The following is a 12028-nucleotide window of genomic DNA, read 5'->3' as shown; positions in this document are numbered from 1 at the left end:
GGGGATGTACGCGGTGACCTCGGTGCCGTTGCGCAGCTTCACACGAGCGACCTTGCGCATCGCCGAGTTCGGCTTCTTCGGGGTGGTGGTGTAGACGCGGGTGCAGACCCCGGCCTGCTGCGGGTTCGACTTCAGGGCGGGCGCCTTGGTCTTGGTGACCTTGGGCGAGCGACCCTTGCGAACCAACTGCTGAATGGTTGGCACGTTCTCTCCTTGTTGTGCTGCACGGTGACAGCGCGATGGAATCACATCAGACCCACCGGCACGCCGGAATCGACGCGCTTTTGGTGTGGTGGGTATGCCGTGGGGGCAGACCGGTATGGACCGGAGCCCGTGTGCAGGCACGCCGAGACGTGCACACACCTGATCAAGTGTAATGCCGCGTAACGTACGCGGTCAAATGGCGGTCAGGCCGCATCCGGGTCGAATGGAGCGTCCAGCGAGCGGGTGAGCTCTTCGAGCATCGCCTCGATCTGCGGTTCGACGTACTGCGAGATCGCCGCCTGCACCGCCAACCGATGCCGCAGCAGCATGCCGCAGATCTCGCGCCCCACCATGTTGGCGTACTCGTCGGCGAGCGTGACCTCCTGCCGCAGCGCGGCCTTCGCATCATCGCTCAACGGCGGAAGCGGCGGCAGCTCCGAAGAATCCTCGTCGGCGAGGCCCGCGATCGTGAACAGGAAGGGCGCTCCTGGTACCGGCTCGGGGTCCAGCGGCATCCCCTCGAATTCGGGAGCCAGGTCCTCGCTCGGCCGGTAGCTGCGGGCCCGATTGCGGGCAGCCTGCTGGTCGAGTTCGCGCTGGAGCGTCGGCAGATTGTGCGCGGTGTAGTCGGCGACGGCATGGTCGACAATCGTCTTGATGCGGGTGGAGAGTCCGTGCTGCACACCGTGCGGGACATTGCCGCCGATGCCGACCGCGGACAGGATCGGCGAGCCCAGGCAGCGGCGACAGGGTGCGACGCGTCCGCGGTGAGTGGCCGGCTCCCAGCGCGGCACCCAACGCAACCAGGCCTCGACGGCCTGGTCGACCTGCGTCTCCAGTGAGCGCTCCACGATTACAGGGTACGGCGAGTACGGGGGGTTCGGGGGTATTCGGGCGCCGTACGCGGGCGTGAGGCTTGAGTTGCCGGGTGAGACTTGGGCTGCCTGGCGACGCCTCACCCCGCAGAGTACGTCTCGCCGGAAGGGGGACGTGCGGGCTATTCGTCGTCACGCTCCCACGGCCAGCGCGGATGCTGAGCACGCGTCCGCCGCAGTGCCACGCCACCCCAGGCGGCCACGGCGGCGGCCAGCAGGATGACCAGGCCGGCGCCGCGCGTCACCAGATCGCCCGCGACGGCGAGAGCGCTGACCGGGTCCCCCGTGGCGACGAGGGCACTGACCGCGACGGCGAGCAGATGCACGAGGGCCGTCGCCAGGGCCGTCACCCACACCGACCGGTAGAGCGGCTTCGCGATCCGCAACGCCGCCCACTGCACGCCCGCGAAGGCGGCCACGGCGCAGACCATCCCGATCACGCCGGGCCCCTGGCCGAGGTCGGGAACAGCGATGATGTCGGCATCCGTCGCGAAGCTCACCGCTCCGAGACCGACGATGGCCAGCGCGAAGAAGCTGACCGTCGAGAGCGCCAGCGCCAGGACAGCCGAAACCCCCGCGGACTCGGGCCCGCGGGGGTTCGGCGTGGAGATGTTCGTGACTTACCTCGGCAGACTCGGGCCGGCCTCGAGCGTGCGCTCGTACTCGCGCTGCGCCTCGGCGTTCAGCTCGGACTTGCGGGCGCCGCTGCGGGCCACCCACGCGCCGAACCAGATGGTGAGCTCGCGACCCAGCACGAAGGCAGCGATCGCGAGCGGCGAGAACAGCTGCTCGTTGACGAGCTCGACACCCTGGGATGCGGTGATCATCCAGAACGGCGCCTCGAAGAGCTGACCGAGGATGAAGCCGAAGTAGGTGGCGACGCCGACCAGCAGACCGAAGATCACCCAGAGGCCCCAGCGGCCGCGGTTGATGATCGCGCCGAGCAGCCAGAACGCGAGGAAGAAGACGACGACCGGCGTCCAGAAGCCCCACGTCATGAGCGGGGCCAGGGCCGCATCGCCGATATTCTCGGCGATGACGTCGCCCTCGATCGCGCCGACCGCGAGCACGACGCCGAGGTAGAGCACCGCGAACACGACAGTGGCGAGCAGGCCGATGAGCCCTGCGGTTCCGCGGTTGCCGCGGTCGCGGGGCGGCTCAGGCGCCTGGACGAAGATCGGCTGGAGCGCGGCAGGGGCCGCGGCTGCGGTGGTCGCGGCGGCGACTCCGACGACGGGCTCGGACGGGAGGACGCGGGTCTCGGCATCCGTCGGCTCGTCGTAGACGGAGGTGACCGACGTCGGCTCCTCGGCGACGATGTTCGAGCGCTCGTTGATCGACTCGGTCGCGGCGGCGGCCGCGGCGATCTCGGATGCCCTCATGTCGTCGTCGTCGGCTGCTGCGGTGGCCGCCGCTTCGGCGGCGAGGGTCTCGTCGCCGCCGATGCCGTCGCGGGCGGCCGGGATGTCGTCGGGCAGGCTCGTGAACGTGCCGGGGTGCGCCTTCTCCATCTCTTCGAAGGCGGCGAGGTCGGGGTCTACGGCCGGAGTGGCGGGGGATTCGGCGGCCGGCGCTTCATCGGCGGCGTCGACGGCGGGCTTTCCGGCGGCGGGCGCGCCGGCAGCCGCGTCCGACGTGCTGTCGGCGGGCTCAGCGGCGGGCGACTCGTCGGTGGGCGACGATACGTCGTCGGCGGACGCGTATGCGTCGTCAGAGGAGTGCGCGGCAGCGGGGACGTCGGCACCGGCAGCAGCGGCCTCTTCGAGACCGGCCTTGGCGCTGTCGACGACGTCGTTCACGTCAGTCGGCTTCTCGGGCTGGGGAACCTCGGGGTCACTCATGGGGGCGCCTCTCGTCGGATATGTGCACTGCGAGGGTATCGCCGCTCAAGCGGGCGCTCCGGGAGGCGTGCCGACGTGTCGACAGGTCAGGGCGTGAGCTGGCGCAGGCTGTCGCCGACCATCTCGATCACGGCGGGGCCTGCGGGGATCGCGAGCCACAGCAGTGCACCGACGACGCCGGCGCACAGGATGCCGACGATCCAACTCATCGCCAGGTTGCGCCCACCCACGCGTGCCATGAGCCGAGGGTACGACCGGGTGGCCGTGGTGTCGGGGCGAAACGCCGTACTGGCTCTTCCGGCGGACACTTGCACGACCCGGGAACACCTGCACGACCCAACCCGCAGAAGCACCGTGCAACTGTTCCCCAGTCGTGCAGGTGTACCCGGAACCACTCCTTCTGCACAGGTCCCGATTCTTGAGAATCCATCCACCGGCGCTCGGATTCGCGCTTGCCGACCCTGCGAATCGGACAGGGTGTCAGGATGCTGGACCCAGAAACTCTCCTGACAAGACTCGGCGGCGTCGCTCGCGGACGCACCCTGCAGCGCCATGGCGTCTCCCGCAAAGCACTCGCGGCACACGTGGACGACGGCTCCATTCGCCGGGTGCGCGCCGGCGTGTTCGCCGCCAGGAGTGCGAACGAAGCGGTGGTCCGAGCTGCCGCTCACGGCGGCGCACTCACGTGTGAAGCCGCGCTCAAGCGCCGCGGCGTCTGGACTCTGACCGAACAACCGGTCCCTCACGTCTGGATGGGCACCAACGGCCGGAGACATCCGCACCCCGGGTGCGAGTGCGTCAGCCACTTCTTCGATGGCCGCACCCAGTTCGGCCTCGCCACTGCGGAAACCGCCTTGATCCACGTCTTCACCTGTGCAGGTGAAGAAGCGTTCTTCGCCGCCTACGAATCCGCATGGAAGCTGCGGCTGCTGTCGGGCCCAGCTCGCGCTCGCATCCGCGACGCGCTTCCGGCGTCGGCGCGATGGCTCGTCGACTTCGCGCGCCCTGACGCCGACAGCGGACTGGAGTCCCTGTTGCGACTACGGTTGCGAATTCTGGGCATCCGACTGGATTGCCAGGTCATCATCGATGGCGTCGGCAAGGTCGACTTCGTCATCGGCGGACGGCTGATCATCGAAACGGACGGCAAGGAGAATCACGACGGCGAGACCATGCGTCATAAGGACCTCGTACGGGATGCCGCGGCATCCGCCCTGGGGTACGAAACGCTCCGCTTCGACTACGCACAGATTGTGCACGACTGGCCGAGCGTCCTGCCCGCCATCCTCGCTGCGCTTCGCCGCGTCCGTGACCTGGCCTGACTCGCCCTCCCCGGGACACTTGCACGACCCGGGAACACCTGCACGACCGAACCCGCAGAACCACCGTGCAACTGTTCCCTGGCCGTGCAGCTGTACCCAGCGACATCCGCGACCGCAATCGCCCTGCCGCCACCGCTGCGCCCCGCCGCCGCTGCGCGCCGCCGCCGCTCTCCCCGGGACACTTGCACGACCCGGGAACACCTGCACGACCGAACCCGCAGAAACGTCGTGCAACTGTTCCCGAGTCGTGCAACTGTTCCCGAGTCGTGCAACTGTTCCCAACGTCGTGCAACTGTTCCCGAGTCGTGCAGGTGTGCCCCACGACCAGCCAGTCAGGCGGGCAGCGGCACGCCCGGGAGGCTCCAGGCCGCGAAGGCAGGACCCTCGGCGACCAGCACGACGGACCCATCGGATGTCGCCAGCGTCGCCTCGCCGAACAGCGCCTTCGCACCGACCGGAACCGCACCGCCGGCGAGCTCGACGTCCGCTCCCCCGCGCGTCGCGAGCACGAGCACGGATTCCTCGATGGACTCGCGCACGAAGACGATGGTCTCGTCGTCCACGTGCAGCCACCGCATCCCGCCGGTCGCGAGCACCGGATGCTCGCGACGCAGCGCCACGAGCGACCGATAGAGAGCGAGCCGCGAGGCGACGACAGGGTCGCTCTCGCTGCCCCACGGCATCGGCGTGCGGCTCGACTCGCCATCAGCGCCGACCAGCCCGAACTCGTCACCCGCGAAGACGACCGGCACACCCGGAAGCGTCATCGACAGGCCGACGGCGACCGGGATCGTCCCCTCGGCCGCGTTCGTCGCGAACCGTGCGGTGTCGTGGGTATCGAGCGGCTGCATGTTCCCCAGTCGCACCCGCCACGGAATCCCCGCAGTGAACCGCGTCACGGCATCCACGAAGTCGCGCGCCGTGTACCGCGGAATCCCGCCCAGCGGCTGCGTGAAGAACCAGGGCTGCGTGGTGATCGTGCCGTCCCATTCCGCATACGGAATACCCGTCGGCTCGCTCAACCAGCCCCACAGCGGACGCGTGAACGACGGGTACGTCATCGCCCCGTGCCAGCCGTCTCCCTGCAGGTCGCTCGCCGCGTCGTTCGTCGATTCGCCGAGCAGGATCGCGTCCGGATTCACTCGCCGCACCGTCTCGGCGAGCAGCCCGCGCACTTCGGCGTTCAGGTCGACCGCGCCGAGGCGTCCGGTCATGTTCGCGACGTCGATGCGCCAGCCGTCGATCCCGAACGGCGGCTTCAGCCACTTCGCGACGATCGAATCGTCGCCCGTGATGAACCGCTCGCGCAGTTCAGGGCTCGACCAGTCGAACTTCGGCAGGGAGCTGTGCCCCAGCCAGGACTCGTAGGCGGTGTTCTCGGCATCCGTGAAGTAGTAGTACTCCTGCTCCCGTGCGCCCGGATGCCGGTACGCCGCCTGGAACCACTCGTGCCGGTCGCCGGAATGGTTGCTCGTGAGGTCGCCGATCACCCGGATGCCACGGGCGTGCGCCTGCTCGATCAGCTCGATGTAGGCGTCCTCGCCTCCCAGCAGCGGATCGATCCGGTCGAAGCTGGACGCGTCGTAGCGGTGGTTCGACGTCGCCGGGAAGATCGGCGTCAGGTACAGCAGGTTCACCCCGAGCGAGACGAGGTGGTCGAGCCGCTCCGTGATCCCTGGAAGGTCTCCGCCGTAGAACTGCCCGCCCCGGCCGGGCGACACCGGGTCGACCGGCTCGTCCCAGGATGCCGGGATCGCCCAGTCGGGCACCTCGTGCGCATCGGCCTGCGCCGACCGGGCGAACCGGTCGGGGAACACCTGATACATCACGCTCTCCTGCAGCCACGCCGGCGGCGCCGGCTGGGCGACGAGGGCGAAATCATCGTCGTCGCGCGTCTCGATCCGGTGCAGTCCGGTCTGATTGAACCACTGGATGCCACCATCGGCATGAAGCAGCACGAACCGGTACCCGTGCCGCGGATTGCGCACGGTGATCGGCGCCTCCCACCAGTCCCAGCCGTCGGCAGTGCCGATGCGGACGGCATCCGTCCACTCCGGCTCGTGGTCGGGGTTGGAGCGGGTGCGCACGGCATCCAGCTCTCCGAACCCGACCGGAACCCGCAGCCGGACCGTCACCACCTCGCCGAGGACAGGCGCATCGTTCGAGACGTGCAGCGGCGAGCCGTCGTGGTGGGGCAGCAGAGTCATGGGTCCTCCCGGCGGTCAGAACGATCGGATGCTCAGGGTAACCGGCGCCTGTGACGGCCCGGTTACCCCGGCGTCCTCAGCCCTTGGTGGCGCCGGCGGTCAGACCGCCGACGATGTACTTCTGCAGGAAGAGGAACAGCACCATCACCGGGATCGCGGCCATCACGGCACCGGCCGAGAACGCCGACCAGTCCGCGTAGCGGGGGTTGGAGACGAGCTTGGTGAGGCCGACGACGAGCGTCTGCTGCTCCGGGTCGATGAGGATGACGCTGGCGATCACGTACTCGTTGACCGTGCCGATGAACGACAGCAGACCGACGACCGCGAGGATCGGCGCCACGAGACGCAGGATGATCGTGAAGAAGATGCGCGCGTGACCGGCGCCGTCGATGCGGGCCGCCTCGTCGATCTCCTTCGGGATCGTGTTGAAGAAGCCGTACATCAGGTAGGTGTTCACGCCGAGCGCGCCGCCGAGGTACACCAGGATGAGGCCCGTGTGGGTGTTGAGGCCGATCGCAGGGAACCAGTCCCCCAGCGTCGACATCAGCATGAAGATCGCGACGACAGCAAGAAGCTGCGGGAACATCTGCACGACGACGATCGTCACGAGCCCGACACGGCGACCGGCGAAGCGCATGCGCGAGAAGGCATACGCGGCGCACGCGCCGATGAACACCGTGACGAAGCCGGTCACGACCGCGATGATCAGCGTGTTCAGGAACCACTGCGGATACGGGTTCTGCGGATCCGTGAGAATGCGGACGTAGCTGTCGAAGCCGATCGCCGAGAACAGCCGGTTGGAGCCGGTGAGGGTTCCGTTCGGGTTCAGGGATGCCGAGAGCACGTACAGCAGCGGGAACAGCGCGAAGATGCTGACGACGATGGCGATGAGGTGGCGCCATCCGGTGTCGGCGAACCAGCTGCCGAAGCTCCGCCGGCGACGCGAGGCGATGTCGGTGCTCATCAGTTCAACTCCTCGAGTGCCTTGGTCTTGCGGAAGCTGACGATCGAGATCGTCGCCACCACGATGAAGATCAGGATGGTGAACGCCGACGCGAGACCGTAGTCGCGCGACTGCCCGGTGAAGGCCACCTTGTAGACCATCGAGATCAGGATGTCGGTGTGCCCGACCGGGATCGCCACGTCGCTGAAGCGCGGACCGCCGCCGGTGAGCATGTAGATCAGGTTGAAGTTGTTGAAGTTGAACGCGAACGACGAGATCAGCAGCGGCGCGACCGTGACGAGAAGCAGCGGCAGCTTGATCCGGCGGAAGATCTGCCACGGGTTCGCGCCGTCCATCACGGCGGCCTCGTTGACGTCCTCCGGGATGCCCTGCAGGGCCCCCATGCACACCAGGAACATGTACGGGAAGCCGAGCCAGAGGTTCACCAGCAGCACGGACACCTTGGCGAGCGTCGGATCCGTCAGCCACGGGATCTCGGCACCGCCCAGCAGCACCTGGTTGATGAAGCCGAAGCTCTCGTTCATCATTCCGGCCCACACCAGCGCCGACAGGAACGCCGGGAACGCGTACGGCAGGATCATGATGATCCGGTATCCGTTGCGGAACCGCATCCGGGTGTTGTTGAACACCAGCGCGAGCAGCAGGCCCAGGAAGAACGTCGTCGCGACCGAGATCAGCGCGAACGCGAACGTCCAGATCGTGACCGAGATGAGCGGGCCGCGGATCGTCTCATCCGTGACGGCGCGCACGAAGTTGTCGAAGCCGACGGTGATCTGCCAGCCGGGCAGCATCTCCGTGCCGTCCTCCGCGGTGAAGGCGCCGGTGCCGATGTCTGAGTAGACCTCGCCGGTCTGCGTGTCGATTATCGCGTCGGCGGCCTCGTCGTACTCGAGCGTGGAGATGTAAAGGTACCCGCTCTGCCCATCCGGAGTGCGCAGGGCGCCGTCGTTGGGGTCCTCGCTGAAGGGGACGGAGAGGTCCTCGATCTGCCCCGACCGGGACAGCACGTCCGCGAAGGTCAGCGTCGTCCAGCCGTCGGTGGCGATCGCCTTGTCTCCCTCCATGGTCGCGTCGACCTCCTGGAGAGGCTGCTCGTTCGTGCCGACCGACGCGTCGCCCGACTCCGGGTCGGTGACGAGCAGGCCGAGCGTGCCGAGCTGCTCGACGACCGTGACCGGATACGTCGGCGAATCCTCGACGCGCTCCTGCGCGGAGGCCAGCAGGGACGAGATCGCCTGATCCTTGCTGCCGTTGTGCCCGGTGCCGTAGTTCGTGAAGCCGATGTAGCCCGTGTACAGCAGCGTGAACACCTGGAAGACGATCAGGAAGATGATGCCGGGCGTCAGGTACTTCGCCGGCACTCGCTTGCGGGAGAAGTAGATGTAGTTCACGAGCACCGTCACGGCGACGACGATGCCGAGCACCAGCCATTCCTGGTGCGTGAAGAGCACGAAGACGGCGTACAGCGCGACGGCGTCCACGATCGCGAGCAGCAGGATCTTCAGCAGCATCCATCCGATGCGGCCGGAGGCGGCCTCGGCGATCTGCGCGGCCTGGCGCTGGCGTTTTGTCGGCGGCGCTGTGGCCTCGTCGACCTCGACGGTGTCAGTCATGTCTTCCCCGTGGTGAAGCCGTCGGGGCGGACGCGCGGTCCGCCCCGACGGGAATGCACTTCTTCGTTACTGGATTGCGGCGGTCACGTCGTCGACGAGCTTCTGCCACGTCGCGGTCGGGTCCTCGCCGTTGATGATGGCCGCCTCGGCGACGCCCCAGTACTCCCACACCGAGCCCATGGCCGGGATGGCGGGCATCGGAACGGCGTCCTGGCCGACGGCCTGGAATCCGGCGATGATCGGGTCGGATGCCGCGGCATCCGCTGCTGCCGTCAGAGCGGGCAGGATGTTGCCGGTCTCGAACAGCTCGAGCTGGACGTCCTCGGTGCCGATGTAGTTGACCAGGAAGTCGTTCGCGGCGACCTTGTTCTCGGACTCCGAGCTCACGAAGAAGCCCTTCACGCCGGCGAACGGCGATGCGACCTCGGCGGTCGGGCTGGGGACGGAGTCGATCGCGACGTTGATGCCGCCGTCGACGGCTGCGCCGACGTTCCACGGACCGGTCAGCCAGAATGCGGCCGTGCCGTCGAGGAACTGCTGCTTGGCGATCTCACCGTCGATGTCGGTGTTGAAGTTGCCTGCCGCGCCCTGCGCACCCAGCCAGTCGGCGAAGGCGAAACCGCCCTCGCTGCCGAGCTGCAGGTCGGTCGCGTCGTAGCTGCCGGTGTCGTCGGTGCCGAACACCGGAGCACCGAACGCGGTCTGGAACGGGTACAGGTGGTACGGGTTGCCCTCGGCGCCCTGCTCGACGACGAAGGGGTGAGCGAGGCCGGCGGCCTGGCCCTTGGCGAGCATGTCGTCCCAGCTGGTCGCAGCCTCCGGGATGAGGTCGGCGTTGCGCAACACGGCGATGTTCTCGACCGCGTACGGGAGCATGTAGACCGTGCCGTCGTAGGTGGAGGCCTGCAATGCGACGGGGAGGTAGTCCTCGGCGGAGTCGCCGAGCTCGAGGGGTGCGACCACGCCGTTGGTGGACAGCTCGCCCAGCCAGTCGTGGGCGCCCATGGTGATGTCCGGGCCCTTGCCTGTCGGCACCTGCTGGATGAAGTCGTCCTTGATGGTGTCGACGTCCTTGGAGACGATCTCGACCTTGACGCCGGTCTTCTCCTCGTACGCCTCGGCGGCTCCGGCCAGGGCGTCGACGCGCTCGGCATCCACCCACACCGTCAGCGAGCCCGTGCTGTCGTCACCGGAGGACGAGCCCTCGTCGGTGCTGCTGCCGGTCGAGCAACCGGCGAGCGTCAGCGTGGAAACCATCGCGATCGCGCCCAAGGCGACGATGCCCCTCTTGTTCACCTTCATTGGTGTGTGCCTCTCTGAGTGCTGATGGCCTGCAGGACTGCAAGCGCTTACAGTATGCAACGAGAACGACTGTTTTTGCAACGGCCGATCAGGCGATTGGGCCTTGGGACCGCGCCCAGCGCCGTGTTTTCGTTCTGGAAGCGTTTCCACGAGTTCGCCGGATCGACAGGATCGCTACACTTCCTGTATGGCTGACAGCTCCTTTGACATCGTCTCCAAGGTCGACCACCAGGAGGCCGAGAACGCTTTGAACCAGGCCCGCAAGGAGGTCGAGCAGCGCTACGACTTCAAGGGCACCGACGCCTCGATCGCGTGGAGCGGCGAGCAGATCCTCATCAAGGCAAACTCCGAAGAGCGCGCGAAGGCCGTGCTGGACGTCTTCCAGTCCAAGCTCATCAAGCGCGGCATCTCGCTCAAGAGCCTCGACGCCGGCGAGCCGTTCGCGTCCGGCAAGGAGTACCGCATCGTGTCGTCGCTGAAGGACGGCATCTCGTCCGAGAACGCGAAGAAGATCAGCAAGATCATCCGCGACGAGGGCCCGAAAGGCGTGAAGAGCCAGATCCAGGGCGACGAGCTGCGGGTGCAGTCGAAGAGCCGCGACGACCTGCAGTCCGTGATCGCGCTGCTCAAGGGATCGGACCTCGAGGTCGACCTCCAGTTCATCAACTACCGGTAAGGCGCCCGGGTCACGCATCCGCCGGTGGGATGCCGGTGTTCGTGGTGCCCGGGGGCCGGCGCACGGCCGGTCAGTCACCCCACGCGTGACCGATCGAACCGGCATCCGGAATCGCATACTGATATACGGGTCGCGATCCGAGAAGCTGGTAGGCGGTGCCTCTGCTGATCGGGGGGTCAGAAGACTTCTCCGGTGGGGAACGAGAAGGGTTTCCGGCGCGCCGGACCGGCACCTGCTGTGGCCGGTCGGCGCACTGCGATCGCCGGCCACAGTAGCCGCCAGGATTGGCATCTCCCCCCTGTTCGTGATGTAGTTGCACCCCGGCCGCAACGCAGGGGCTGGGGTAGTAGAAGTACTTGGGGGCAAGTCGATGACTGGGGAATCGAGACGGATCGGGCGTACGAAGAAGCTGCTGGCGGAGGAGATCTTCCAGCATCTCGGCACGGCGATCGTGAACGGGGATCTTGCGCCGAACGAGCGCATCCGCGATGCCGAGCTCGCACTGCAGCTGCACGTGTCGCGCATGCCGATCCGCGAGGCGCTGCAGCGGCTCGAACGCATCGGGCTGGTGACGATGTACCCGAGCAGATACACCGAGGTCACGCCCGTCACCGATCAGGTCATCGCCGAATCCCGCGAGTTCGCCGGCTTTCAGGCCGGCTTCGTCGCCCGCCTCGCCGCGCGGAGGATGACCGACGCTGATCGCGTCGACGTCGCGGCGCTGGTCGACGCCCTCGACGAGAGCATCGCCGACCCGATCGCCTACTCGCTCGCGCGCAAGGTGCTGTTCCAGCGCCTGTCGGAGCTCGGTGGCAACACGCTGCAGCACGGCCTGCTGCGGGACGCAGGCATGGCGCTCGCTCGGAACCTCCGCGAGGTTGCTCCCGAGGCGCGCGATGAGACTCTCGCGCTTCACCGCGCGCTGCGTGACGCGCTCATGACGGGCGATGCGGATGCCGCGGAGCACGCCAGCCGGGCCATCCACGGGGTCTGAAGTCCTTCGGCCCGTGACGTTCGGCCCGGT

The 12028-nt window shown here is 67.6% G+C and carries 11 protein-coding genes and 1 pseudogene; 3 read left to right on the top strand and 9 right to left on the bottom strand.

The window, feature by feature from the left end:
• The 5 genes and pseudogenes from ACWAT3_RS06230 to ACWAT3_RS06210 form a co-directional block, all read right to left on the bottom strand.
• Positions 1-204 (bottom strand): annotated as a pseudogene (locus ACWAT3_RS06230) (30S ribosomal protein S12); the annotation flags it as partial.
• Between the two features lie 203 nt (positions 205-407).
• A complete protein-coding gene (locus ACWAT3_RS06225) occupies positions 408-1055 on the bottom strand; it encodes a spermidine/putrescine ABC transporter substrate-binding protein (protein ID WP_460796760.1) in 648 nt (215 codons plus the stop codon).
• Between the two features lie 146 nt (positions 1056-1201).
• A complete protein-coding gene (locus ACWAT3_RS06220; protein WP_460796758.1) occupies positions 1202-1579 on the bottom strand; it encodes a hypothetical protein in 378 nt (125 codons plus the stop codon).
• Positions 1580-1699: 120 nt separating this feature from the next.
• A complete protein-coding gene (locus ACWAT3_RS06215) occupies positions 1700-2920 on the bottom strand; it encodes an ABC transporter (RefSeq protein ID WP_460796756.1) in 1221 nt (406 codons plus the stop codon).
• Between the two features lie 86 nt (positions 2921-3006).
• A complete protein-coding gene (locus ACWAT3_RS06210) occupies positions 3007-3159 on the bottom strand; it encodes a hypothetical protein (protein WP_429458528.1) in 153 nt (50 codons plus the stop codon).
• 246 nt (positions 3160-3405) lie between these two features.
• On the opposite strand from ACWAT3_RS06210, the gene ACWAT3_RS06205 reads away from it, so the two are divergent.
• The gene (locus ACWAT3_RS06205; RefSeq protein WP_460796754.1) at positions 3406-4242 is read left to right on the top strand and encodes an endonuclease domain-containing protein; all 837 of its coding nucleotides are present in this window, start codon (positions 3406-3408) and stop codon (positions 4240-4242) included.
• Positions 4243-4574: 332 nt separating this feature from the next.
• Here ACWAT3_RS06205 and ACWAT3_RS06200 read toward each other — a convergent pair whose 3' ends face one another.
• From ACWAT3_RS06200 to ACWAT3_RS06185, 4 genes are all read right to left on the bottom strand, one after another.
• Positions 4575-6449: a glycoside hydrolase family 13 protein gene (locus tag ACWAT3_RS06200; protein WP_460796753.1), complete on the bottom strand. Its 1875-nt coding sequence runs from the start codon at positions 6447-6449 to the stop codon at positions 4575-4577.
• Between the two features lie 76 nt (positions 6450-6525).
• Positions 6526-7413, bottom strand: a complete 888-nt coding sequence (locus ACWAT3_RS06195; RefSeq protein ID WP_460796750.1) for a sugar ABC transporter permease — start codon at positions 7411-7413, stop codon at positions 6526-6528.
• Positions 7413-9026, bottom strand: coding sequence for an ABC transporter permease subunit (locus ACWAT3_RS06190; RefSeq protein WP_460796749.1), 1614 nt, complete (start codon positions 9024-9026; stop codon positions 7413-7415). Before ACWAT3_RS06190 ends, ACWAT3_RS06195 begins: the two co-directional genes overlap by 1 nt.
• A gap of 66 nt (positions 9027-9092) precedes the next feature.
• Entirely contained in the window at positions 9093-10328 is a 1236-nt protein-coding gene (locus ACWAT3_RS06185) for a sugar ABC transporter substrate-binding protein (RefSeq protein WP_460796747.1), read from the bottom strand.
• 187 nt (positions 10329-10515) lie between these two features.
• Here ACWAT3_RS06185 and ACWAT3_RS06180 point away from each other — a divergent pair, with 187 nt between their 5' ends.
• Positions 10516-11004, top strand: coding sequence for a YajQ family cyclic di-GMP-binding protein (locus ACWAT3_RS06180; protein WP_376177065.1), 489 nt, complete (start codon positions 10516-10518; stop codon positions 11002-11004).
• A gap of 370 nt (positions 11005-11374) precedes the next feature.
• Positions 11375-11998 carry a GntR family transcriptional regulator gene (locus ACWAT3_RS06175; protein ID WP_460796746.1) on the top strand — a complete coding sequence of 208 codons (624 nt, stop codon included), beginning with the start codon at positions 11375-11377 and terminating at the stop codon, positions 11996-11998.
• Positions 11999-12028: the final 30 nt, after the last annotated feature.

It is taken from the genome of Microbacterium sp. GXF0217 (assembly GCF_054798195.1).
Note: the sequence above shows the minus strand (reverse complement) of the source record. Positions and strands in the feature narration are given on the sequence as shown.